Here is a 24,943-nt window from a genome sequence, read left to right as displayed (position 1 = left end):
TGCGTAGAATAGAATTCTTTTGGGTTAGGCGCAAGCTTCAGCTTGAAACCGATTGTCCGATGAACGGAATGGAAGGGCGCACGGTTTGCATCGCTCGTTCCTTGGCTTCGTCCAGTACATGCGTATAAATCTGCGTTGTCGAAATATCTTCATGTCCAAGCAGCTCCTGCACGGCGCGCAAATCCGCTCCGTTTCGCAACAGATCGGTTGCAAACGAATGCCTTAGTTTATGGGAGGATAAAGCTTGTCCCGCAAATTGAGGGTATTCTTTGACGAGCGCTGCAAATGTTTTTTCCGCGACAGCTTGAACCATCCGTTGACTGATCCTTCGCCTGAATTGGGATACAAAAAACGCCGAGGCGTCTTTTTTGCTTCGCGGTTCGATCCGTTCGCTCAATGCCGACTGCAGCAGCTGGCTCAATTCAGGAGGGAGGGGGAGATAACGCCATTTGTCGCCTTTCCCCAAGACACCCAGAATGGAGCCTTCCCGATCAAAATCCGATATGTTGAGGCGAACAACCTCGCTAACCCGAAGCCCCGCATAGGCCATTAAAGCCATAATGGAAATATCGCGAACCAAATATCGGCCTTTCACGAGATGGAGGCAAGCATCCAGAAACGGTTTTTGCAAAAAAGCCGGTTTTCGGTTTTTTTCCACTTTTGCTTTTTCGATATCCATGGCGGGGTTGGAGCTTGCTTCTTTAAATTTAATCATAACCTTGTAAAATAGACGGATCGCAGATTGGCAGCGATTCCGGTACCGAGGACCTGCGCCGCTTTCCCGGACACGAGTCAAATGTTTCATCACATCGATATCGGAGACTTGATGGATGTCTTTTCCATCTATGCTGACAAGAAAATGTCTGATGTCATGCAAGTAACCTCGCTGCGTCGCTTTGGAATATTCGCGGTCTTTCATATAAATCTCAAAAAGGTCAACTTCGCGCCGAAATTGCTCTATCTTTTCGCTGTACTCCATGTCATTTTCTCCTGAATAATCGATTTAATCGGAAATTGCATTAAATATAGATTTAATGCAATTTTAGTATAGCAAAAATGGCCATTAAAAACCATGCCGCTCTGGAAGAGCTTTTCTGGATTGATGCAAACCGCTCGTGGTAAAATTGAGTTATCTTCATTTTTTAACTTATACGTTCATTAACGATAAAGGAGATCGCCATGCAGCCGATACAACCACAAGATATTCAAACCAGAATTGATCATCTGGCTGATCAGGATTTATATGTACATCTGGAGCTGACAACGGGAGCTTATGCAAGTCACCTGGACAGCTCGCGTCACCCCGCATCGGCCTTTATTTCCAATGCGGCAATTCGTTATTCTCATGGTTCCATTTCCGGGGCAGGGCCTTATCGGGTTGGTTTAAAAACATCGCAAGGCTGGATATACGCTGAAGGATTAACTCATGTTGACGAGAATGAGCAGAGCCGTCTTATTCTCGCTGGCCATGACAGTCAAGGGAAATTGATCGTCGCTTTGCAATTGAGCCGGGAAAGCTTCTGAATCGGAGGAACAAAAGAAAATGACTAATCAACTAACGCACCATCAACGTATTCTGGTTGTTTTTCCGCATCCCGACGATGAATCGTTTACTGCGGCGGGAACGCTGGCGATGGCGATCGAAGGCGGCACCCAGGTTACCTATGCCTGCTTGACTCTGGGGGAAATGGGACGAAACATGGGCATTCCGCCATTTGCCAACCGGGTGACCTTGCCTTCCATTCGAAAAAAAGAGCTGGAAGAGTCCGCGCAAGCAATTGGCATACAGGATCTGCGAATGCTTGGTTTCCATGACAAAATGATCGAATTCGAAAATCCCGATTTACTGGACCGTGTACTTACCGATCTGCTAAAAGAACTGCAACCAAGTCTCGTTTTTACCTTCTACCCGGGATACAGCGTTCATCCCGATCATGATGCAACCGGCGCCGCAGTGATAAGGGCGATCGAAAAGCTCCCCGCAGCCGAAAGGCCCGTCGTCTATTGCAGCGCGTTCTCCAGCGGGCACGAGGGAGTAATCGGGAAAGCGGATATCATTATAGACGCAAGCAAATTCCTTCCGCAAAAAATGGCATCGATCAAAGCGCATCGGACTCAATTTCAGGCAGCGGAGCTGGTTGGAAACAAGGAGCTCGACAGCGAAGAAATCAAGGCAAGATTTGGCACTGAGACATTCTGGACGTATCGCTTTAACTAATAGGATCCATAAATATAATTATGTAAACTACTGGCGAATGTCGGTAGTTTTTTTGTCACTGTTTTGTAAAAGAAAAATACAGGATAAAGATCTATCATCTCCAAGAAACTTCATCTATAATGGTAAAATGAGTATAATATGGTAATGAAGTTAATGGGGTTAATTATTAATCGACGTTTATTATTGGCGCATTTGATACGGGTTAATTTTAAAGGAGGAATCGTAATTACAAATCGACCCGGAACCGCTTACAGGTGATATTATGAATGCGATCGGCCATCCTGAGATCGTTCCATTAGTGACGGCGGCAGATCGGTTTTTTGTTACGGTATCCAGCAATCCGAATGATCCAGAGAGGGATCTGGGCATAGGCCAAGTCGCTTTCCGCTTTACGCTTAACGTACCTGGCAAAAATGGCGAAAGGCAACTTTCCTACGAAGCTAATAATACTTCCGACAATAATGAGCTCGCAATCATTTACATCGGAGAAATTAAATATGAAGGTTTGCCCAATGAAATTCGCCACCCTCGCATTGGACATCAATTGACCGACTTGTTTTCCTCTGTTAGGGATTTCCCGGCGAAGGCTTATCGAGAGAGGACTCAATACGGGGCGGAGCAAGCGGATATGTATCAAATCCGCTTTAATGATGGCCTCCTTATGGCGGAGAGTTTATCTTATGACAGGAACGGACCCGTAAACGTCAATAACAACAGCGGGATTCCGTTTGTAATTACGAATATGCAGTGGGGAGAAGTTGTTAATGAGTCGTTGGATGTCGACAATCCCAGACGTTATCACGGCATGGGAGGTCAAAATGGAGTTAACCTGCAATATTACCCTGTTTTGCATATGAACGGGAATCATTGATTTAATCTGCGTAAACGGTAGGCGTTTGCCGCGATTTCGCGAAGATCCCCGAGAATGCTGTAATTCGCCCAAGCACCTGCCACAGCGCCAATGCCCGGAACCATTTGCAGCATTTTACGAAAATCGATGGCATCGCGGTATTCCTTCTGGAACGTCTCCCAATCCATCTGCTTGGCATAGTCGCCATCCGATTGCCACATTGCCTTTTCTCTCTCCCAATGCTTGATGGAATACAGCAACTCCGCTCTTTTTTCCGGCCCCGAAAAAGCCATCTGAAACACCTTCAGCACAAAAACCCGTTCGGAAAAATTCTTCGTGTCGTAACCATAAACATGGGCAAGCTCAAACAAATATTTCATTTTGATCGCGATTAAAGCAGGGAAGTCCACCATGCTGAGCATAATACCTCCAGCACCTGTGCCCGCGCCTTCAGCTACCGCGATTTTTTGATAAAGGGAAAAAAGCTCGCCCGCCTCTTGATCGGCATGCTCCAGATTCGTAAATGCCAATACGGGTCTACGGGGTGTATATTCTGCGCCAAACAAAGCTGTACGCACTATGGATTTAATCGTTGTTGTAATAATAGCGTGCATCTTGGGAGGAATGAGCTGATTGATCCGGGCTCCTATGGATTTCGATGCCTTCTCCAGCAGGCCTGGCGTTTTGAACAAGCTGCGTTCCCATTCGGCAAGTTCATTACGTACCTTTTGTTCATAATTCATAATCAATCGCTCCTCTATAAGACTTCACTTCATTGTAAAATCGATCTGCCTCTTGCGAAACAGACCACAGCAGGTTACGCGGCCCGACAAAAGTCCAGTATGTTAGCTCTTTAGAGAATTTTCCCTATGGCGACAAAGATGTCACGATTGCAGGGGGTAATGTCCCGATTGCGTAATGTTTGAGGCTGCCCTTTGTTCTAAAGTATAGTCATAACATGATTTTTCATGAAGGGGGCCATTCTTATGTTGTCTATCGCTCAGCTCACTTGCGAATACAAGGTTAATCCAATTGGCATTGATATGGAGAATACTCCGCGAATCAGCTGGAAGCTTCACTCCGATACCAGAGCATGCCTGCAATCCGCTTACCGTATTCAAATTTCCTCCTCCGATAATTTTGACCAGCTGTTATGGGACTCCGGCCAACTCAATTCAACCCAGTCCCTGCATGTAGAACTGAATGGACTGCGTTTATCCTCCAGGACGCGCTACTATTATCGTGTAAAAGCTTGGGACAATACCGGGATGGAAAGCTATTGGTCAGAACCGGCTTTTTTCCAAACCGGCCTTCAAAATCCCGGGGAGTGGGAGGCGGAATGGATTGCCGCGCCTGCTAATACATTGCGGGATGGCGTTTGTCCCCAACTCCGGACATTTTTCAATGTCCAGGGAGAGATTGAAAACGCAACAATCTATGTTACCGCCTTAGGTCTGTACGAATTGCAGCTTAATAAGGAACGAGTAAGTCATCATTATTTTACGCCGGGATGGACCAGCTACAACAATCGCTTGCAATACCAAACCTATGATGTGACGAATGATTTGCATAGAGGAAAAAACACGCTGGGCGCTTTATTGGGAGACGGCTGGTACAAGGGCTACCTTGGCTGGCGCAACGATCGCGAAATGTATGGCTCCAGGCGGGCGCTTTTGCTGGAGCTGCATATTCGGTATGCCGATGGCTCGCAGCAGCATGTATATTCGGATTCCAGCTGGCAGGCCGCAGAAAGTCCTGTGTTGATGTCCGATATCTATATGGGCGAACATTATGACGCACAATTAGCCTACGATTTGAATGATGAAAGCGCAGAGCGCTGGCACTCGGTGGAGCAAATCCAGCACAGCAAAACCATTTTGGTCCCGCAAGAAAACGAACCTGTAACAAAAATTGAGTACATCAAGCCGATCAAACTATGGCATACGCCGGATGGCGAGTTGGTGCTTGATATGGGCCAAAATATGGTCGGCTGGCTCCGATTTGAGGTCAAAGGCAAAGCTGGTCAAACCGTCGAGCTTATCCATGCCGAGGTGCTCGATAGCAAAGGCAACTTTTACCGGGAAAATATAAGGGCGGCGCAGCAGCGAATTCAATATACATTAAAGGGTGACGCGAAGGAGACCTTCGAGCCCCATTTTACCTTTCAAGGTTTCCGTTATGTCCAATTAAAGGGTTTTGGCGCAGAGGCAGCGCTTGAGGATTTCAACGGGGTTGTTCTTCATTCCAAGCTGGAACGGACAGGTGAATTCGAATGTTCGGACCCTCTCGTCAACCGGCTGCACCATAATATTTTGTGGGGGCAAAAGGGGAATTTCCTGGACGTTCCTACCGATTGCCCGCAGCGCGACGAGCGAATGGGCTGGACCGGGGATGCACAAGCCTTTGTTCGCACGGCTTCCTATCTGATGAACACCGCTCCCTTTTTTACAAAATGGCTCCGTGATTTGCAGGCGGATCAGATGCCGGAAGGTGGCGTTCCGTTCTATATTCCAAATCTGAAGGAATCCTATTCCATTGAATCCAATTGGGGCGAAACTCATCATTCCTCCGCTGCTTGGGGGGATGCGGCCACCATTTGCCCGTGGACGATTTATGAAATGTATGGGGACAATCGGCTTCTGGCGCAGCAATACCAGAGCATGAAGAAATGGGTGGCCTACATTTACGCCCAAGGCGACAATCCTTACCTGTGGAATACGGGATTCCATTATGGTGATTGGCTGGCTCTTGATTCTGATAAGGGGGGATGGGAGGCTAATTTTGGAGCGACCGACCGCCACTATGTCGCCACTGCGTTTTACGCGTATTCCACATCTCTTGTTCAAAAAGCGGCAGCAGCTTTGGGTTATAATGAGGATGCGGAGTATTACCAAACGCTGCACGGACACATTGTTCAAGCCTTCCGCAATGAATATGTCGCCTCTGACGGCAGCCTTACCGTGCTTACGCAAACTGCCCATATACTGGCGCTTCACTTCGAGCTAGTGGATGGTCCAGTTAAGGAGCGAACCGTTCAGAAGCTGAAGGAATTGCTGGCCGATGCCGGAGATCATCTGAAGACGGGTTTTGTTGGTACGCCTTATTTAAACCCCGTTTTGAGCTCAACAGGCAACAATGAACTGGCTTATCGGCTGCTCTTTCATACCGATTATCCTTCCTGGCTTTATCAAGTGACCAAAGGCGCAACGACGGTATGGGAGCATTGGGACGGCATTAAGGAGGATGGCAGCTTTAAGGATGGGGGAATGGTGTCGTTCAACCATTACGCCTACGGCTCCATCGGCGAATGGCTCTATCGCTTTGTGGCGGGGATCGGACCGGATGAATCTCAACCTGGCTTCAGACGGGTGCATATCAAACCTATGCCGGGTCCTGGGCTGCGCTACGTCAAAGCAAGCCTGGAGACGATGTACGGCACGGTAGCATGCAACTGGAACTTGGCGGAAAATGGAACTATGGAGCTTCAAATTACGATTCCTGCCAATGCAACAGGCGAAGCCATTTTGCCTGGCGCCAAGCTTGAGGGATTGCTTGAAAACGGAGGACCCGTTGTCAAGGCTGACGGCATATCGGGTATAGAAGTCTGCGATGGGGGCGTTAAAGTGGAGCTAGGCTCCGGCAGCTACGTTTTTTCATACGCGGTATAACATCAATCCTTTTCATACGTCAAAAAGAAAAAAACGTCTCCTGGCCATACCCGCCGGGAGACGTTTTAGTTATTCAGCTTGCGGAATTCCGCAGGCGATTTGCCCACAACCTTTTTGAACACCGCATTAAACGCTCCGCTGTTGCGGTAACCGACCAGCTCGGCGATATAGCTGATTTTGTAGGAGGTATGCCGCAAAAGCTCGCAGCTTTTTTGAATGCGGGCATTCCGTAAATAAGCGCCAAACGGCTGGCCAAAATGCTTTTGAAACAATCGCTGAAGATGTCTGCCGCTCCATTTGGAGCTGACCGACAAATCACTTAGCGTGATAGGAAGCGAAAGATGATTTTCAATATAATCAATGATAATGGAAAAGTCTGCGACATTAGGCTCCGCTCCTGCTGAATCTTTATTATTCAAGCGATAAACGGCAATAACAAGCTGGCTTAAATACGCCTGCATCAGGCTTGCGAAACCGGGACCAGGGACCAGCTTTTCGCGATACATCGCCATCAGGAGTCGTTCTATTGCGCCATCACTGTCAAAAACAGAGAAATATGACTGATTTTGGTTAGCCAGCTTCGTTAAGTGAACGACAATGTCTTCCTCCAGCAGCCGGGATAGCTGCTCCACCATGTCTTTGCCAAAAAGGCAGTTGTAAACAATTAACGGCTGTTCAGAGCCGCCGGGGGAGGAAGGCCGGAAAACATGGGAGGCGCCTACCGGAATCGCAAATAGCATTCCCTTGTGGACGGGAAAGGTTTCGTTTTGGATATAATGAAAGCCCTTACCTTCTGCAACATAGCAATATTCAATAAATTCGTGAGAGTGAAATGGGACCTCAAAGTCTTCCGGATATCGAACGATATCAAGAAGAGGGTGGTTGCGCAAAAAATAATGGCTTTCAAACAGCGTTGTGGCTTGATTCACCGGAGTTTCCTCCTTTTCTTAGAAAGAATAGTTGCTCTCATTATAGTTGAACAAAGGGGCAAAATCTACGGATTCCCTTGGCGAAAAGATAGCATTGACAGGACACCGAATGGTGCCTATAATCTAAACGTCACCAAAAGGTGTCTAATTTGTGTCCGAGTTGTGTGCCCGATACATAGAAGAGATTGATCGAAACAACGATCCCCGGGTCATACTACTTAGGAGGTGGTGCCATGAGCGTAAATGCCCCGTCAAGGGATGTATTCGACGCGTTTGCGGATCCGACCAGACGCCAATTGATCGGCATGCTGGCGGAAGCGAAAGATAAACCGCTCCATGAGCTGACGGCAGGTTTTTCGATGGGCCGTACAGCCATATTCAAGCATTTGACCATTCTGAAAGAAGCCGGGCTGGTGCTGGACGAAAAGGTAGGGAGAGAAACTCGTTTTCGGCTGAATGCAGCGCCGCTCCGGGAAATTCATGACTGGGTGGCTTTTTATACAAAGTTCTGGAGCCCTAATATGATGCGATTGAATCAAATAAAACACGACTGGAGCAATTGGTGCGGAGAGCTTGAAAAGCTGTTGAGTCGTTAATAGCAAGATATAGAAGAGAAGCGAAAGGGAGTTGTGCATGAACGAGAGCAATCAGGAGTTTATCGTTTTAGCGGGTGCGCGAGAAAACAATCTCAAGAATGTATCCTTACGTATTCCGAAGCGAAAAATCACGATTTTTACCGGTGTATCCGGTTCAGGCAAATCTTCGATCGTCTTTGATACCATCGCTGCGGAATCCACACGTTTGCTGAACGAAAATTTCAGTATGTTTGTGCGCAATTTTCTGCCGCGTGTCCCGCAACCGGATACAGACGCAATTGAAAACTTGAGCATGGCGGTTATCGTAGACCAGAAGCGACTCGGCGGAGGTTCCCATTCCACGATGGGTACGATCACCGATATTTCCCCGATTCTTCGCCTTCTTTTCTCACGGGCGGGACAACCCCATATCGGCGAGCCGCATTTATTTTCGTTTAACGATCCCCAAGGGATGTGTCCGGAGTGCAGCGGTCTGGGCCGCAGGTTGGGCGTCGATATAAGCAAAGCGGTGGATATGACTAAGTCGTTGAACGAAGGCGCGATTATGCTGCCGGATTATTCGGTTAGCGGCTGGGAATGGAATATGGTTGTGCAGTCGGGTTCCTATGATATCGACAAAAAGCTAAGCGACTATAGCGATGACGAGCTGGATCGGCTGCTGTACGGCAAGGCCAAAAAGGTTCAGATGGATTTTGCGGGCAAAGCGATGAACATAACGGTTGAAGGCGTTATCGAAAAGTTTACGAACAAATACATCAAGCAGGATGTTAAAACAAAGTCGGAGCGTACGCAGAAGGCCGTTGCGCCGTTTATCACGGAAGGCCCATGCAGCAGCTGCAAAGGAGCAAGATTGAGCCAAACAACGCTTGGCTGCCGGATTAACGACCTCAACATTGCGGAGATGTCGTCCATGGAGGTTGGCGGACTCATTAAGGTCATCCGGGAGATCGAGCATCCTGCGGCAGGGCCGATCAGCAAGGCGCTTTCCGAGCGGCTCCAGCATCTGGTCGATATCGGTCTGGATTACTTGACGCTCGACAGGGAGACCGATACATTGTCCGGCGGCGAATCACAGCGGGTCAAAATGGTTAAACATCTCAGCGGCAGTCTGGTGGATGTGACGTATATCTTCGACGAACCCAGCGTTGGCCTGCATCCCCGCGACGTACACCGGTTGAATGAATTGCTGCAGAAGCTGCGGGACAAAGGCAATACGGTCATTGTTGTCGAGCATGATCCAGACGTCATCAAGGTAGCGGATCATATCGTTGATGTTGGTCCTCATGCCGGCAGCCGCGGAGGCAACGTTGTATATGAAGGGAGCTATCAGGGACTGCTGGAATCCGGCACGCTGACGGGCAATCATATGAAGCTGCCGCTGCAGCTGAAGAGTGAATGCAGAAAGCCCACGGGGACGCTTCCCATCCGCAATGCCAATTTGCATAATTTGCGCAATGTAAGTGTTGACGTGCCAACCGGCGTGTTGACCGTTGTTACCGGTGTGGCAGGCTCGGGCAAAAGCACATTGATCAACGAAATATTTCTGGGTCAGCATCCCGACGCAATCGTGATCGACCAATCTGCGGTTGGCGTATCCACGCGTTCCAATCCTGCGACCTATACGGGAATTATGGATGATGTACGGAAAGCGTTTGCTTCCGCAAACAAAGTCAACCAAGGATTGTTCAGCTTTAATTCCAAAGGCGCATGCGAGAACTGTCAGGGACTTGGAGTGGTGTACACAGACCTGGCTTTTCTGGATAGCGTCAAGCTGCCATGTGAGGTTTGCGGCGGAAAACGGTTTAAGGAAGAGGTGCTTGCGTACAAGCTGAACGGCAAATCGATTGCCGAAGTGCTGGCGATGACGGTTGAGCAGGCGCTCGAGTTTTTCCAGTTAAAAGAAGTGGTTCGCAGGCTCCAGGCGATGAGCGATGTGGGACTAAACTACATTACGCTAGGCCAACCGCTAAGCACGCTTTCGGGCGGTGAATGCCAGCGCATTAAGCTTGCCAGCGAGCTGCACAAAAAAGGCAGCATTTACGTGATGGACGAACCTACGACCGGTTTGCATATGTCGGATATCGGACTGCTGATGGGCATTATGAACCGACTGGTGGATGCCGGCAATACGGTGGTCGTTATCGAACATAACCTCGCCGTCATTAGCCATGCGGACTGGATCATTGATATGGGACCGGACGGCGGCAGCAGAGGCGGTCAGGTCGTGTTTCAGGGCACGCCGGCTGATATGATTGCTTCGGAGCAATCGATTACCGGAAAATATTTGGTTTGAGGGTAAAGGCAGAGAGGCTCAATTTACGTTATAGGGGGAGACGCCAATGGGATTTAGCGATTTTTTGTCCATATTCAAAAAGCGGGAAATAACGTTTATCGAAAGCGTGAAAGAGACCGAAGATGTCTATTCCTTTTTGTTTGCAAAAGACAAGGACTTCTCTTGGAAGGCTGGCCAATACGTTTTGGTTAGCATTAGGCACAAAAAGATCAAAAACGGTACAAAACCGTTCAGCATAGCATCCTGAACCAACTGGAATCGGAGGGAGCTACGGGGAAACACAACATCCGGCTGCTCTATTTGGATAGCCAGGAAGCCTATCCTTTTAAAGAAGAGATAGATCGGCTGGCAGGGGCTTCTTCATTATCAATAAGCTATCTGGCATCCAGAGAAGATTTGAACCGGGAAATTGAGGTTTTCGCCTCCTCGCATAAGAGCGAGGGCGGCTACTTTGTTGCGGGGCCTAAATCGATGGTTGACTTCATCGCTGCCTTTTTGCAAGATCATCAAATTCCGAAAAAAGTAATCAAAAAGGATGCTTTTTTCGGATATTAAAAGCTGCGGGGAAAAGGGTTCCTCCGGTTAATTTAAAGCAGTGGTAGTCTAGGACATGATAAAAAAATCTCAGACTACCACTTTTTTTATTGGAATAACGTGCATCGTTAGTTATGTTATTCCTTTTTAACGAAGACCGAGTATCTTTCCGGTTCTGCAAAACTCAACTTTCTAGCCAAATTGATTGAAGCCAGATTATGAACGTCACAATCCCATCTCGGTATTAAATTTCGATTTAAACACTCTATTATAAAAGCTTCTGCAGTAAATTGAGCCACTCCTCGACCCCTAAAATGATCATTGGTAATAATATCTATCTCCGCATATTCTAATGACGAAAATATTGACACACATTCCCCTGCGGGCACATTGTTATGAATTACAGAGAAACCGAATCCTTTCTGCATAAAATTTTCTACCGATCCCCAGTATTTAATGATATAGGCTATGTTAAAATTTCTATTCTCATAAAGCCTTGCTTCATTTGTCTTATTTAGTTGAAAGTTATCCGGTAAATTAGCTTTACTTAATTTCAAAAAATGGTTCTCATTAAAATCAAAAGAATACCTTTCCAATTGTTTCAATTCAGCCCCGAACAGTTCCTTGATTCTCTTGTCCCAATTTTCAGATGAAGAAAACAAAGTAAATCTTTCGTTAGTAATCTTTCTACTCTTAAATTTGTCAATAAGAAAGTCTGAGAAGTTATCATTTTTCTCGTTCCCAACAACTACGTATATACCCGAAGAGGTTCCTATTAGTGCTGAACACTCATCAACAACCAATTCTCCTGCAATATAATTATCTAGTACCGAGTAAGCGAATGTGGGAATAATATTGCTTTTATTTTCTCTTAGTATATCTTTTACGAAAATTGCAGAAGTTAAGTACTCGTTCATTCCAAACAAATCCTTTCCAACTATTCTTATAGCGCTAGAAATATATAATTATATACATAATAGTTGACTCAGTTAGACAGATAATCAATTAATCTGATAATAATATAATTACTTTGCCTCGACAACTTTAAAGATAAGGTAATGATTTTTCAGTAAACCAGCCTGCCCGTTATATGAATGAAGCTAGCCCGCCGACTGGTTCGGCAGTCTTTTTTATGAAACGTTTATTCGTCTTGTGCGGTATTGTATGTCTAAAGGATTATTGGAGCGAGGTGTTTCGGCAAATGGCGATTATAGAAACGGAAGATGCTTTAAGAGAGGAACTACGAAAGGTCGAGCAATGGGAGAAGGATCAGAAGGGGCTTTTTTTCTGGGATAAAATCGGCAGATTGCCATTTGTGCTCCTGGATCGGCTTACGCCAAAGTTTATACAGGACAAAATCGGAACCGCGCTCGACGAGGTTGGCCATTATGTGCAGAGCGGCGGGAAATATTTGATCAATAAAGAACGGGCATACCGCACCTTTTTCCCGCAAGGGGAGTGGAATGAAGAAACCTCGCTGGAGGAAATCGGACAACTTCCGCTGTCCATTATGGATGGGGAGGCGGACAAAATCATAACCTCAAGCAGTACAACAGCCGCCGTGCAAGGCGCAACCACGGGAATCGGCGGCATCTTTACGCTCGCCATCGACATCCCGCTTCTCTTGGGAATTTCGATAAAAGCGCTGCAGGAGGTTGCCATGAGCTACGGCTATGATCCAACCGAAAAGTCCGAGCGGATTTTTATCGTCAAGTGCATGCAGTTTTCATCCTCCGACATCGTGGGCAAAAAAGCGATTCTGGAAGATCTGGCCGCTTTCCATACGGGCGAAAAAAGCGGTCAAATGATTTCCCAGCTGCAGGGCTGGCGCGAAGTCATGCTTACGTACCGGGATAACTTCGGATGGAAAAAGTTATTCCAGATGATCCCGATCGCCGGCATGTTGTTTGGCGCTTTTTTGAATCGCTCCAGCCTAAAAGATGTTACCGAGACCGGGAAGATGATGTACCGCAAACGCAGAATTTTGGAAAAGCTGCAGGCTGCGGAAAGTATTCAAAAACTCCCCTGAGATCAGGCAATTCGTTTTTTACTCGGATGCTCCACGCAAAAAAATGCCGACGATCTCTTTTGCCAACGCTAGATTGGACTCATATTTTTGCAGGGTGTCCTTCCGGTTGCCCAACAGCATCATCGCGGAAAAGGTGTGGGCCAGAAACATAGGGTCGTTGGCCCGAAGAATACGGTTGTCCATCGCTTCCTTGAAATGATCGGCCAATACCTGGTAAATATGATGCTCGGCCCCTCTGATTTCGTGTATTTGCTCCTCGTTCAGAAAGGGTTCCGCCTCTCTCAGCATCGTTTCAATTTCGGCATGTGGATTGGTTAACCGCGCTTCGGCTACGGAAACCAATCCCGCTTCCAGATGCTCCGCTTCAGCCAAAATACGGGCTATATGCTCATGTACATGATTCAATACGGTTGTAACCGCCACTTTAAATAATTCCGGTTTACTCGTGAAATGATAATAGATGGAGGGTTTGGATACATGGCATGCTTCCGCGATTTGGTGAAGCGATACCGGTTCATATCCGTACTCCATAAACCGTTTGGATGCCGTTTGAATGATCATTTCTTGTATGGGCAGATCGTCTTTTGCATGCTTGGGTCTTCCAGGCGCACGTTGCGAGTGATTTTTTATCATAACTACCTCCATGAATATTTTATGACATCTCATCATTTTTATCAAAAACATCTTGTAAATTTACCTACCGGTAAATATAATTTAATGGGATCAACCAAATCCTTCAATGAAAAAAATCATGGAATCATCAAAAATGCGGGCAGGTGAAGACAATTTGAGAAACATCATTACATTAAAAAGGCTTAGTTATGTAACAACATTGTTTATGTTTTTTGCGACATTTGGCGGAGGTATCGTTACCCGAACCGAATCCGGTCTAGGCTGCGGGACAGAATGGCCGTTATGTCATGGGAAATTTGTTCCGGCTCATACGCTCGCTTCCTTTATCGAATACACGCATCGGCTGGTTAGCACGACAGCGGGCATTTTGGCCGTAGCCGCGTTTATCGCTTTCCTGGTGTATTGCAAGCATCGGAGAGATTTGCAATTTTTTGCGGGGTTAACGCTGATTTTTGTCATCATTCAAGGCGCGATGGGAGCTTTGGCCGTTGTTTTCTCGCAATCTCCACCCGTAATGGCGCTTCATTTGGGCTTTGCTTTTATCGCTTTGGCCAGCTCATTAATGACGAGTCTTGGCGCCAGGCAAGAGGAGAAGATGGGGGGACTTGCTAAGTTTAAGCAAATGCCGCGGACAGGCAAGCCATTCCGCAATCTCGTGTGGGGCTTGACCGTTTATTCCTATCTGGTTGTTTATACGGGTGCTTTTGTCAGTCATACCGACTCGGCAGGCTCCTGTACCGGACTGTTTTGCACGGGTAGCAACTTGCCGGAACTGGCAAGCGGAATAAGGATCGAAATGATTCACCGCTTAGCTGGTATGCTGTTGATGCTGCTGATCGTGGTGCTTTGGGTATGGATCTACAAGCACTATAGAAGCAACCGCGAATTGATGATGCAAGCCAATTTCTCTGTTGCTCTCATCTTGTTCCAGGTTCTGACCGGAGTCGCGATGTTATTTACGCTGAGCCGCCCGGAAGTGTATATGTTTGTTGTGCTTGCTCATATGACTGCCATTGCCGTTTTGTTCGGCATGCTCACTTATATGAGTTATCTTGTCTGGAGGCTGTCAAAACCAGCAGAAATTGAAAACCGCTAATTATTTGTTAATCTAAAGGAGAGTTTCCCTGTGGCAAAGACAAAACGAAAAAACATATGGCTGCGCATACTGTTATGGGGCTTCCTATTAATTGCGCTTATTGTTGGCGGCGCACTCCTGTATCTTGACTCTCAAACCTATGCCCCCTCCAATAAGGCGGAGTCGGCCTTCCAAGGCAATACCGAGGTTGCAGTAACCGAAGTGAAAGACGGCTTTAAATTTGAACCAGCAGATGGAAGCGCCATTCAGCCCAATATTATTTTTTATCCAGGCGGTTTGGTCGAGCCCGAGAGTTATTCGCCGTTTGCAAGCGAGCTTGCTAAGCTGGGCCATCGGGTATACATTGCGAAGATGCCGCTTAACCTGGCTATATTCGGACAAAATAAAGCAGATTCCTTCGTGAGCGAACATCCGGGCGAGTCTTATATAATCGGGGGACACTCGCTAGGAGGGGCATTTGCGGCAAGATATGCAAACCAGCATAGCGATAAGCTTATTGGCATCTATTTCCTGGCGTCGTATGCCGATGATGGAGGAACGCTTGCCGATACAAGCCTTTCCGCGCTGCAAATTACAGGGTCAGCGGATGGCGTTCTGAATTGGGAAGAATGGGAAAAAACCAAGTCTAATCTCCCTCAAAACACAGCCTTTGTTTCGATTGAAGGCGGAAATCATGGACAATTTGGCTCCTATGGTAAACAAAAGGGAGATAATGATCCCCAAATTGGTGAGGCGGAACAGTTGGAGCAAGTAATTGAAGCTATGCAGAATTGGATAGAGCAATTATCGCAATAGAGGGTGCTGCAAAAAAGCTCCGTAATATGAATTGAAAGCCAAAGCTTGCTGGAAAATCAGCAAGCTTTGGCTTTTCTTATGGCTGCAAATAATCAAGTGAGAGCTTTCCGGACTTCGCCGGTATTTTGGCTGCTCTTCACGTTATGTTTTGAAATCGCGCTTTTCATCCAAAAATACATCCCCATGCCCAGCAAAGTTAATAGGCCGCCCCACCATTGGAAGTGCGAAATGGATTCTCCCAGCAATAAAAAGGCAAGCAGGATGGCGATGACCGGTTCACCGATAATGCCTACCGAAACGGTGGTTGCCCCGATTGATTTTAACAGGATGTTGAAAATATATTGACCAAATATCGTTGGAATAATCGCAAGCAAGAGGAAGTACGTCCAATCGGATGCCTCGTATTGAATCAACGATTGGTTGTTGACTAGATTGTAGAGCAGCAGAACGAAGCCTCCAATGGAAAATACGATAACGCTGTACAGGTTGGCATCCAGTTTGCGGCTTACTTTCTGTCCTGCGAGCATATAAGCCGACACCATTAATGTCCCGATAAGCGATAAGCCGTCCCCGATCAATGCTTCCCGCGATATGCCGATATCCCCCCATGCAATAATGATCGAGCCCAGAAGCGCTGCCAGCATACAAACGATGGTTAGCGGGCCGATTTTTTCGTTAAACAAAAAATAAGATCCGATCATAACAAAGAGAGGCTGCAACGTCAGAATCACCATGGAGCTTGCGACGGATGTATAAACCAGCGACTCCATCCAGAACAAAAAATGCAATCCGATAAAGATTCCGGCTAACGTTACGGTGAACCAATCCCTTTTGCCCATATCCAGTGAACGGAGCTTTCTCCAGGATACAAAAGGAAGCATAATAAGCACGGTAATAAACAATCTGTACATTCCCGCCACGGACGTTGGCGTTTCCGAAAAAAATTTAATCAGAATAGAAGAGATCGATACAGACAAAATGCTAATAAAAAGCAATAGATAAGGATGAAGGGATAAAGACGGCTGCTGTTGCTTAAACATGTTTCCTCCCGGATGTCTGACAATCGCCTATGCATAGGTTTGATTTGGAAATTCAAGGCCGAATATAATATTATCATCGCGCTTTGCTTTTTTGTGCAATAATATCTTTAAATACTATCGAAATATCGTCAAAAGTAAGAGGTGCCCCGTGAAGAAAGAACTGTATGAAGCTATTCAATACCCCAATATGTCATTTCCATTTATCATGTATACCCACACACAGCACGAAACCGTGCCAAAGGGAAGAGGCTTTAACGATTTGCACTGGCACGAGGAGCTGCAGATCACCTTGGCAACAAAAGGGAAGCTGACGATACAAGTGAACGGTATCCAGCATGTATTAGAAACAGGCCAGGCCATCGTCTTGAACAAAGGCGTTCTCCACATCATTACTCAGCTATCGCCGAACGGCCAATATGTCAGCTTTAACTTTCCCGAGAAGCTTCTTGCCTTTTATTCCGAAAGCGCCATGGAGCAACATTATGTGCTTCCTTATACCAACTCCAACTTAGCTGCCTATGTCATTAAGGGCGATGTTCCTTGGCAGCAGCAATTCATCGGTTTGCTGCGAGAAATGAAGCAGACATTTGATGGGCCAAAAGCGTGGGGATGGGAGTATGAAGTTTCTATCCTGACTGTTAGGCTGTGGCTGCTTTTTATTGCCAACATATCCTTGTCGGCTGAAGAAACGTCGCACTACAATAAGCTTCAGCAGGAGCGGCTTCAGTTGATGCTGAGCTATATCCATCAGCATTACAGTCAACCGGTTTCGCTGAAGGAAATTGCCGACGTGGCGCATTTAAGCGTCTCGGAATGTACGCGCAGCTTTAAAAAAACGGTACGCATGACCCCTTACGATTATCTGGTCAGATACCGGATCAAAAAAAGCTGCGATTTATTGCTATCCAGCGACCATACGATTACCGAAATTGCTGAGCTTGTTGGTTTTAATCATGTAAACCATTTTATTCAGTCGTTTAAAAAACAGCATAATCAGACGCCTAGAGCGTTCAGGAAAATGAGAAATGAACCGGTTTGACTGAGACGGGCCGTAAGTTAAGCCTTGGAGCAGCGGACCTGGTGGAAAACAGCTTTAATTATTTTCCACCTTTAACCGGAAACCACCTTATGTTACAGTGGCTATATAAGAAACCGAAAGGAGTGGGGACAATGACAAATGACATGATGTATGTGCGGGTTGCAAGTTACGGTCCTCATGGCGCGTTGCGTTAAGCTCTTAAGCTAATCGCCCTGGGGACCCGTGTCTCCGGGGCTTTTCTGCGTCTTTTTGAGGATGCAGCAGCAGTTAAGCCGCCGGTCGCTAAGATCGCGGCTTTTTGCGTTTCATTTTTTTGATTTGGAGGAAGCAATCATTGAATTTAATTGAATTGGGTTGGCATTCTGGTTATGACCAACAATTTTCACCCTATCGGGAGCGGGGGTATGCCGCAGGGCGTGTCATCAAAGAGCACCGTCATTTCTTTCAAATCGCTATGGAGGACGAAGAAGTGCTTGGCGAAGTATCCGGAAAAATGAGGTTTGACGCGCTGGAGCGGGCTGATTTGCCCGCTGTTGGAGACTGGGTCGTTTTGAAGCATGAGGGAGGCAGGGGGATTATCCACGCTATTTTACCAAGGAAAAGCAAGTTTTCGCGGAATACGGCGGGCGCAACGTCGGATGAACAAATCGTCGCCGCCAATATCGATACCGCGTTTCTTGTTATGGCTCTGCATCAAGACTTTAATCTGCGAAGGCTGGAGCGTTACCTGCTGCTGGCTTGGGATAGCGGCGCAACCCCTGTTATTGTGCTGAGCAAAATCGATTTATGTCAAAATGCCGAAGAAAAGATCGCGGAAGTACAAGGAATAGCTCCGGGCGTTCCTATCCATGCGATCAGCGCGCTCCATATACAGGGCTTGCAGGAGCTGCAGCCTTATTTGGGCCAAGGTCGCACGGCTGCATTGATCGGCTCCTCCGGCGTTGGCAAGTCAACACTCATCAACGCGCTTGCGGGCAGTGACCTGCAGCGCGTCAATGAAATCAGAGAAGCGGACGGGCGCGGCAAACATACAACTACGCATCGCGAATTGATTGTGCTTCCGTCAGGCGGCATCATTATTGACACGCCAGGCATGCGCGAGCTGCAGCTCAACGCTTCGGAGGATGGTTTAAGCTCGGCTTTTGAGGACATCGAAGGGTTAATGGAGCAATGCCGCTATCGGGACTGCAAACACCGCGACGAACCGGGCTGCGCCATAAAGTCGGCTCTCGCAACGGGCAAGCTTGACCCAAGCCGCTACGACAACTATCTTAAAATGGAGAGGGAGCTGGCTTATGCAGAACGGCGGGAAAATGAAAAGCTGAGAAAGATGGATAAAGCATCCAAAAAGCTCCGAAAATAAATGAGCAACGACTGCTCTCAACAAATGATAAGCGGTGTGATAGGGTAGGAGAAGGAAAGGAGGCGACTGGATGAAAGTGATCGATTTGTCAATGTTCATTACCAATGATATGCCTGTTTATCCAGGCGATCCAGAGGTCAAAGTCAAACTTCTGCATACCTATGATACACATACCTGGGAATTGCGCGAACTTTGTATGGGGAGCCACACCGGAAGTCATGTAGACGCGCCCTCGCACATGCACTCTGGCGCCGCTACACTGGACGATCTGCCGCTAGAACGATTTTTTGGAGCATCGCAGCTTGTACGATTGGCGGATTCCGTATGGCCGGAAGACCGCGGATTATTTTTCATAGGACCGGTAGGGATTGAAGCCCTTGAGCGGTTAACGGCGTTGCGGCCGCCATTCGTTGGCGGTGAACTATCTGAAGAGCTGGAGAGGGCGTTGTTAGGCAGCGGTATCCTAACGTATACAGGACTTCAGGGTTTAGAGCGACTTCCGGTCGGGAAGGACTTTATGTTTTACGGATTTCCTCTTCGTATTGCCTCTGGCGATGGTTCCCCTGTACGTGCTGTTGCCATAATTGACGATCAAGTTGAAGTTGTAGAGTAGGCAATAACCTAATTTTGATTTTCTGAATTACGCCGATTAAATAGAATGACATCCGTCATATGTTTAATGACATTAAACAAACATATATATAATTATGTAAACAAAAATTCAAAAAAGCTATTGTTAGCAGCGGCCGATCAACAAAAAAAGCCGATCACGTTGATCGGCCGCTAGCTTTTGTTAAATTATTTGCTATACCTATCGACATCGCTCATTGATCTGGAGTGCCTGAGTTGATAGGAATGGTAGGTGTCCACGCTTTTGACTCGAATGACAGACGCCCATACGCTGGTTACCAATACTAGCAGCCCCATCAGAGCATATGAAATCTTGTGATAATTAAAATAAAACCCCAAAACAATGCCAGCGATAGACAGAAGAAGTATGATCACCGGTGACCACTTAAATAGTGTTTTCAATCCCTTCTCCCCCCTTCTAGTTATTTACATATTCCAATAATAGCATATCAAGCCCTGGCATTAAAGTATGACATACATCCGCCATGTCATTATCTTTACTTAAATGGGTAGTTATGGTATTATCCCTTTCTACTAGATTAAAGGGACGTGATGTCATGATTATTGAACAGCGTGAATTCAACGTAAAAGGACTAACGTACACAATCCGACCGGCAGAGAAAAACGATGCAAAAAAACTGTCCGAGCTGCGACTGCAAATTGACGGCGAAACGGAAAACATGGATAGAGAGCAAGGGGAAGGGATCATTGATGAAGCGGGATTCCAACGCCTTATTGAAGCTGATACCAATCATCCCCGACATTTGTTTTTAGTCGCCGATCTGGATGGGAAATTGATAGGCTATTCTCGGTGTCAAGGAAATGACTTAAAACGGTTTACTCATAAAGTGGTGTTTGGTTTGGGGGTGCTGAAGGAATTTTGGGGATATGCCATCGGTAAAAATATGATGAAAGTAAGTATTTCATGGGCCGATTCAATCGGGATAAAAAAAATCGTGCTGGATGGTGTGCTTGAGACTAACAAAAACGCCATTGAACTATACAAGAAGCTCGGTTTTGAAATCGAAGGTACGATGAAAAAGGATAAGTTGCTTGCCGACGGAAAATATTACACCAGTTACATCATGTCAAGATTTAATGAGTAGGGCCTGCAAATAGAAATCGCCTCAGCACAATAATTAACGTTATTAAATATATTCTTTCACTTAATGTCATTAAGAATACATAAACATGTTTATGTAAACAAATAAATAAATGACTATTCAAAACTTCGTCTGCAAAGTAGTGGAAATAGACTGCTGTGTACAATAGCTAATCGCTTTGGCAGTCAATTGCACGTTTAACCTGCGCCTAGCTTGACAGCTGGAAAGTCAAGGGATACGCTTTTAACAGGAAGGTAGAGCATCTAATGTAAATGGGGTAAGGAACATGACGATTTCATCTGTTGAGCAACACCGCAAAGAAAGCCCTAAAATGGTCAACTGCATGATTATTACCGTTTCGGATACAAGAACGCCGGAAACAGACAAAAGCGGAGCGCTGATGCGCGAAATGCTTCAGGAGGCGGGTTATGCGGTAGGAGCGTACCAGATCGTAAAGGACGATTATGCTGACATACAGGAAGCCGTCCGCAGCGGACTTGCCAATGAATCAATAGAAGCGATTCTGCTCAATGGCGGTACGGGAATTGCTTTGCGCGATACATCCTACGAAGCGATTAGAGATTTGCTGGACAAGGAGATGCACGGCTTTGGCGAATTATTCCGCTATTTGAGCTATGCCGAAGATATCGGTACGGCTGCGATCCTAAGCAGAGCCATTGGCGGCGTAAGCAGCGGAAAGGCCGTCTTCTCCATGCCTGGATCAACGGGAGCCGTTCGGCTTGCGATTAGCCGAATCATCGTTCCGGAGCTGCGGCATGTCATGCGCGAAATTTATAAAGACATCAAATAAGGCGTTTAGCCTATCATCATCCAGCGTAAGTGGACATCTGATTCCAAGGAATTGAGATGCCCACTTTTTTCTTGGTTGTTCTTAGTGATATCGTACGATTTGACACCTGCTACTGCCTTTTAGGGTAGTTCCGATATTGCTGCGGCGTCATGCCAAGCTTTCGCTTGAATACCCGGTGCAAATAATTGGCGCTGGAAAAGCCGTTGTGCAGGGCCAATTGCTCGATTGTTTTGCGGCTTTCGCCAAGCTCGCGGCATACATGGTCGAGGCGGATGCTTTCAATGTAGTCGCTAAAGGTTGAGCCGGTTTGCGATTTCAGAATGCGCTGCAGCTGGCGCGGGCTAATATGAATCACTTCAGCAACCGCCTCCAGCGTCAACGGCTCCTGATAGTTGTCCTTCATAAATTGCTCGGCAAGCCGGCAGCGATAGCGGTTAATATCCCGCGAAGGAAGCTGCAAATGCTCCGGTTCGGGAAAATAAGACCGTGCCGTGCGCAGCAAAATTTGGATGATACACTGCCGGATGACGGTTAAGAGGCCTGGCTGGTTTTCATACCAGGCACGATAAGCGGCAAGAAAACATTCCATCGCCTTGAAGCGATCGTGGGAAGGACGTTGCGGAATAAGCCCCAACTGGCGCACGCATGCCTCGGCTTCCCGCCACTCGGAAGCCATTCCCCAGCCTGCGGCGGGTTCGCCTTCGTCAAGACGGACAATTTGGACACGCAGGCACAACTCGTCCATACCTTCCTTGGCGTCAGCCTCCTGATAATGCATAACGCCTGGCGCCGTCACATACATCATGCCTTCGCCTACACGGCAGGGCATATTCTCCAGAATGACCATTCCCGAGCCGCGTGGAACAAAATGAAATTCGTATTCCTCCGAATGTTTGTGAAACCGATCGATTTTGCCCGGCGGAAACGTAGTGAGGTGGAAGCGGACGACGCAAATGCCGTAAGGTCCCCAGCGAAAATCAGCCTGCACATGCTCCAGCGCATGCCGCTGCTCCTTCATAAGCCGGTAAGGGTATGTGTGATCGCCGTCCGTGGCGTCTTCGTCGATCACGGGTGCAAGGTTTTGCCGGATAGCCGGCGTAAGCGGTTCCGTTCCTCTTCGAAGCTTGGCCATTGCCGTTCCTCCTCCAGTTTATTGTTCACATTTAGTTGATTGCAGATGAACCGAACTTCCTAAGCGCGCAGATTGTGATGCCGCCTCCATCAGCCGGGTCAGATCCAGCGCCGCTGCAAGATTGTCATCGGCTCGTGTGCCGTTGCGGATGTGGTTCACCCATTGCGCAAAGGCGCTTGGCCGAGCGGCTGGCATGTCGTATTCATGCCACAGCTTTGACTTTTCATCGTCAAGCAGGGCGCTTTTGTACATCAGCTTGCCATCCTTGGCGCAATAGATTGCGCTGCCTTCGGTGCCGTGAAGCTCCAGCGTAAAAGGCGACGACCGGTTGACAAAGCCCGCTTCCACGATGCCAATCGCGCCGCTGCCGTACTGCAGCGTAACGACGGCGTTATCTTCAACTTCCTTGCCGGTGCAGTAGCCAAAAGCGGCACTGATCGAAGCAGGCATGCCGAGCAGGAACCGTACAATTGACATCGGATGGCACCCAAGATCCATCATAGCGCCGCCGCCCGCCTCCGCCAAGCGGAAGAAACCTTCAGGCAAATAGCCATGCGGTCCGGCCTCCGACGGCAAAGCGCCGCTATGCGACAGGCGAGCGCGAGCTAGCGTCAGCCCGCCAAGCAAGCCGCTATCTGCAAGCTCTCGCATGCCCAGCACAAAAGGGAGGTTCAAGCGCGGCAGCGAAACGACCATCGGAACCCCGGCTTCATCCGAAGCCCGTATAACATCAAGGCAATCGGCTTCGCTCAGCGCAATGACTTTTTCTGTAAAAATCGCCTTGCCTGCTTTTGCGGCAGCGATCAGCACTTCAGGATGCCGCGTTGTTGCTTCGGTTACGATAACTCCGTCGATGGCGGGGTCGTCAAGCAGCTGCTCCAAATTGTTGAAATAAGGGACGCCGTGCAGGCTTGCTTCCCGCTGGCCGCGCTCCGGGTTTTCGTCCCAAACGGCAACCAGCTCGGTATCGTGACGCTCGATCGCCAGCTTGGCGTAATCCTTGGCATGGACATGCCAAAAGCTGAGTACAGCAACGCGCAGCTTGGGTAGTGATCCATTTGTTGTCATAGGAGCAGCCTCCTTAATCAAAATAGATCGCTTCGCCCGTGCGGGACGACTCATAAATCGCTTCCAACAGCTGAGATACAACTAACGCTTGTTTCGGCGTAACAACGGGCTCGGTATCATGAACGACAGCGTCGATCCACATGCGCATTTCAACATCCTGCATCGACTCGCGTTTGCCATCGTAGAAGTCGACGCCTTTGGGATCAAGCTTGAACTGTTTTTCATACAGCTTCCCATGGGACTCTCCGTTAATGCGCAAGCCATCCGTCATATCGGCTCCCGCCTCGGTGCCGCTAAGCGTGCAACGCGCCTCGCGCGTATCAAGCGTATTGAGCGCCCAGCTTGATTCCAGCATAATGGTGGCGCCATTTTTCATAATAATCATGCCAAAAGCGGAATCCTCGACCTTAAACTTGTCGGGATCCCATGGTCCCCAGGAGTTGGCCGCATTCGCACGCTTTGACAGCTTGTGGTAGGCAGAACCCAATACAACGCTTGGCTCATAATTGTTCATCAGCCAAAGCGTCAAATCCAAGGCGTGGGTGCCAATATCGATAAGCGGCCCGCCGCCTTGCTTTTCTTCATCCAGAAAAACGCCCCAGGTCGGCACGCCTCGTCTACGGACCGCATGCGCCTTTGCAAAATAAATTTCGCCAAGCTCGCCTTCCTCGCACATTTTTTTGAGCAGGAGGCTGTCCGAACGGAAGCGGTTGTTATAGCCGATTGTGAGCTTTTTGCCCGTTCGATTGGCCGCTTCCAGCATCAATACAGCATCGGACGCTTTCTTGGCCATCGGTTTTTCGCACATCACATGTTTGCCGGCTTCCAGCGCCGCAATGGTTATTTCGGCATGGGTGTCGTTGGCCGTGCAGACGTGAACAACATCGATATCCCCCCGTGCGAGCAGTTCCCGGTAGTCCCCATAAACATTGGCTTCCGGCGCGCCAAACTGATCGGCAGCCTTTTGCGCCCGATCGATATAGATATCGCAAAACGCGACAAGCTCAACTTGCTCCATTTTCTGCAAGCTTGGCAAATGTTTACCGTTCGCAATGCCGCCACAGCCGATAATAGCCACTTTTACTCTCTTATTCATCACGTTTCCTCCTAAGCATA

At 47.7% G+C, this 24,943-nt stretch carries 25 protein-coding genes; 16 read left to right on the top strand and 9 right to left on the bottom strand.

The window, feature by feature from the left end; genetic code table 11:
- Positions 1–37 precede the first annotated feature (37 nt).
- Positions 38–979, bottom strand: a complete 942-nt coding sequence (locus ACX93W_RS03850) for a tyrosine-type recombinase/integrase (protein WP_459390988.1) — start codon at positions 977–979, stop codon at positions 38–40.
- 200 nt (positions 980–1,179) lie between these two features.
- Here ACX93W_RS03850 and ACX93W_RS03845 point away from each other — a divergent pair, with 200 nt between their 5' ends.
- The 3 genes from ACX93W_RS03845 to ACX93W_RS03835 all read left to right on the top strand — a co-directional run bounded on the left by ACX93W_RS03845 (position 1,180) and on the right by ACX93W_RS03835 (position 3,089).
- Positions 1,180–1,524 carry a YojF family protein gene (locus ACX93W_RS03845; protein ID WP_459390987.1) on the top strand — a complete coding sequence of 115 codons (345 nt, stop codon included), beginning with the start codon at positions 1,180–1,182 and terminating at the stop codon, positions 1,522–1,524.
- Between the two features lie 19 nt (positions 1,525–1,543).
- A complete protein-coding gene (bshB2, locus tag ACX93W_RS03840) occupies positions 1,544–2,218 on the top strand; it encodes a bacillithiol biosynthesis deacetylase BshB2 (protein WP_459390986.1) in 675 nt (224 codons plus the stop codon).
- Between the two features lie 262 nt (positions 2,219–2,480).
- Positions 2,481–3,089 (top strand): hypothetical protein, encoded by a 609-nt coding sequence (locus tag ACX93W_RS03835; RefSeq protein ID WP_459390985.1) that lies wholly within the window; start codon positions 2,481–2,483, stop codon positions 3,087–3,089.
- On the opposite strand, the gene ACX93W_RS03830 is transcribed toward ACX93W_RS03835, so the two are convergent.
- Positions 3,083–3,811, bottom strand: a complete 729-nt coding sequence (locus ACX93W_RS03830) for an EcsC family protein (protein WP_459390984.1) — start codon at positions 3,809–3,811, stop codon at positions 3,083–3,085. The genes ACX93W_RS03835 and ACX93W_RS03830 overlap by 7 nt on opposite strands.
- 243 nt (positions 3,812–4,054) lie before the next feature.
- On the opposite strand from ACX93W_RS03830, the gene ACX93W_RS03825 reads away from it, so the two are divergent.
- On the top strand, positions 4,055–6,736 hold the full coding sequence (locus ACX93W_RS03825) for a family 78 glycoside hydrolase catalytic domain (protein WP_459390983.1): 2,682 nt from the start codon (positions 4,055–4,057) through the stop codon (positions 6,734–6,736).
- Between the two features lie 65 nt (positions 6,737–6,801).
- On the opposite strand, the gene ACX93W_RS03820 is transcribed toward ACX93W_RS03825, so the two are convergent.
- Positions 6,802–7,665 (bottom strand): AraC family transcriptional regulator, encoded by an 864-nt coding sequence (locus ACX93W_RS03820; RefSeq protein ID WP_459390982.1) that lies wholly within the window; start codon positions 7,663–7,665, stop codon positions 6,802–6,804.
- Positions 7,666–7,898: 233 nt separating this feature from the next.
- Between ACX93W_RS03820 and ACX93W_RS03815 the strand changes: the two genes are divergently transcribed.
- The 4 genes from ACX93W_RS03815 to ACX93W_RS03800 are packed head-to-tail and all read left to right on the top strand — an operon-like array spanning position 7,899 to position 11,109.
- Positions 7,899–8,261 (top strand): ArsR/SmtB family transcription factor, encoded by a 363-nt coding sequence (locus ACX93W_RS03815; RefSeq protein ID WP_459390981.1) that lies wholly within the window; start codon positions 7,899–7,901, stop codon positions 8,259–8,261.
- Positions 8,262–8,298: 37 nt separating this feature from the next.
- Positions 8,299–10,554 (top strand): ATP-binding cassette domain-containing protein, encoded by a 2,256-nt coding sequence (locus tag ACX93W_RS03810; protein WP_459390980.1) that lies wholly within the window; start codon positions 8,299–8,301, stop codon positions 10,552–10,554.
- Between the two features lie 46 nt (positions 10,555–10,600).
- Entirely contained in the window at positions 10,601–10,801 is a 201-nt protein-coding gene (locus ACX93W_RS03805; protein WP_459390979.1) for a hypothetical protein, read from the top strand.
- A gap of 53 nt (positions 10,802–10,854) precedes the next feature.
- Complete coding sequence (locus ACX93W_RS03800) at positions 10,855–11,109, top strand: hypothetical protein (protein WP_459390978.1); 255 nt, start codon at positions 10,855–10,857, stop codon at positions 11,107–11,109.
- A 116-nt stretch (positions 11,110–11,225) separates the two neighbouring features.
- Here ACX93W_RS03800 and ACX93W_RS03795 read toward each other — a convergent pair whose 3' ends face one another.
- Positions 11,226–12,005 carry a GNAT family N-acetyltransferase gene (locus tag ACX93W_RS03795; RefSeq protein WP_459390977.1) on the bottom strand — a complete coding sequence of 260 codons (780 nt, stop codon included), beginning with the start codon at positions 12,003–12,005 and terminating at the stop codon, positions 11,226–11,228.
- Positions 12,006–12,289: 284 nt separating this feature from the next.
- On the opposite strand from ACX93W_RS03795, the gene ACX93W_RS03790 reads away from it, so the two are divergent.
- Positions 12,290–13,117: an EcsC family protein gene (locus tag ACX93W_RS03790; protein ID WP_459392003.1), complete on the top strand. Its 828-nt coding sequence runs from the start codon at positions 12,290–12,292 to the stop codon at positions 13,115–13,117.
- Positions 13,118–13,135: 18 nt separating this feature from the next.
- Here ACX93W_RS03790 and ACX93W_RS03785 read toward each other — a convergent pair whose 3' ends face one another.
- The gene (locus ACX93W_RS03785) at positions 13,136–13,750 is read right to left on the bottom strand and encodes a TetR/AcrR family transcriptional regulator (RefSeq protein ID WP_459390976.1); all 615 of its coding nucleotides are present in this window, start codon (positions 13,748–13,750) and stop codon (positions 13,136–13,138) included.
- A gap of 154 nt (positions 13,751–13,904) precedes the next feature.
- Here ACX93W_RS03785 and ACX93W_RS03780 point away from each other — a divergent pair, with 154 nt between their 5' ends.
- Both ACX93W_RS03780 and ACX93W_RS03775 read left to right on the top strand, forming a co-directional pair.
- The gene (locus ACX93W_RS03780; protein ID WP_459390975.1) at positions 13,905–14,846 is read left to right on the top strand and encodes a COX15/CtaA family protein; all 942 of its coding nucleotides are present in this window, start codon (positions 13,905–13,907) and stop codon (positions 14,844–14,846) included.
- Positions 14,847–14,876: 30 nt separating this feature from the next.
- Positions 14,877–15,641: an alpha/beta hydrolase gene (locus ACX93W_RS03775; RefSeq protein ID WP_459390974.1), complete on the top strand. Its 765-nt coding sequence runs from the start codon at positions 14,877–14,879 to the stop codon at positions 15,639–15,641.
- A 92-nt stretch (positions 15,642–15,733) separates the two neighbouring features.
- Here the strand turns inward: ACX93W_RS03775 and ACX93W_RS03770 are convergent, their stop codons facing one another.
- Positions 15,734–16,681: a DMT family transporter gene (locus ACX93W_RS03770; RefSeq protein ID WP_459390973.1), complete on the bottom strand. Its 948-nt coding sequence runs from the start codon at positions 16,679–16,681 to the stop codon at positions 15,734–15,736.
- Between the two features lie 148 nt (positions 16,682–16,829).
- Here ACX93W_RS03770 and ACX93W_RS03765 point away from each other — a divergent pair, with 148 nt between their 5' ends.
- The 5 genes from ACX93W_RS03765 (at position 16,830) to ACX93W_RS03745 (ending at position 21,627) form a co-directional block, all read left to right on the top strand.
- Positions 16,830–17,720, top strand: a complete 891-nt coding sequence (locus ACX93W_RS03765; RefSeq protein ID WP_459390972.1) for an AraC family transcriptional regulator — start codon at positions 16,830–16,832, stop codon at positions 17,718–17,720.
- A gap of 334 nt (positions 17,721–18,054) precedes the next feature.
- Positions 18,055–19,083: a ribosome small subunit-dependent GTPase A gene (gene rsgA / locus ACX93W_RS03760; protein ID WP_459390971.1), complete on the top strand. Its 1,029-nt coding sequence runs from the start codon at positions 18,055–18,057 to the stop codon at positions 19,081–19,083.
- Positions 19,084–19,153: 70 nt separating this feature from the next.
- Positions 19,154–19,696: a cyclase family protein gene (locus ACX93W_RS03755; RefSeq protein WP_459390970.1), complete on the top strand. Its 543-nt coding sequence runs from the start codon at positions 19,154–19,156 to the stop codon at positions 19,694–19,696.
- A 574-nt stretch (positions 19,697–20,270) separates the two neighbouring features.
- Complete coding sequence (locus ACX93W_RS03750; RefSeq protein ID WP_459390969.1) at positions 20,271–20,819, top strand: GNAT family N-acetyltransferase; 549 nt, start codon at positions 20,271–20,273, stop codon at positions 20,817–20,819.
- Between the two features lie 283 nt (positions 20,820–21,102).
- Complete coding sequence (locus ACX93W_RS03745; protein WP_459390968.1) at positions 21,103–21,627, top strand: MogA/MoaB family molybdenum cofactor biosynthesis protein; 525 nt, start codon at positions 21,103–21,105, stop codon at positions 21,625–21,627.
- A gap of 109 nt (positions 21,628–21,736) precedes the next feature.
- Here ACX93W_RS03745 and ACX93W_RS03740 read toward each other — a convergent pair whose 3' ends face one another.
- The 3 genes from ACX93W_RS03740 to ACX93W_RS03730 are packed head-to-tail and all read right to left on the bottom strand — an operon-like array spanning position 21,737 to position 24,923.
- Complete coding sequence (locus ACX93W_RS03740) at positions 21,737–22,759, bottom strand: helix-turn-helix domain-containing protein (protein WP_459390967.1); 1,023 nt, start codon at positions 22,757–22,759, stop codon at positions 21,737–21,739.
- 18 nt (positions 22,760–22,777) lie between these two features.
- On the bottom strand, positions 22,778–23,827 hold the full coding sequence (locus ACX93W_RS03735) for a Gfo/Idh/MocA family protein (RefSeq protein WP_459390966.1): 1,050 nt from the start codon (positions 23,825–23,827) through the stop codon (positions 22,778–22,780).
- Positions 23,828–23,840: 13 nt separating this feature from the next.
- Entirely contained in the window at positions 23,841–24,923 is a 1,083-nt protein-coding gene (locus tag ACX93W_RS03730) for a Gfo/Idh/MocA family protein (protein WP_459390965.1), read from the bottom strand.
- Positions 24,924–24,943 lie beyond the last annotated feature (20 nt).

This window comes from Paenibacillus sp. CAU 1782, from assembly GCF_054551715.1.
The sequence above is the reverse complement of the archived record's forward strand: the minus strand, read 5'-3'. Positions and strand labels throughout refer to the sequence as shown.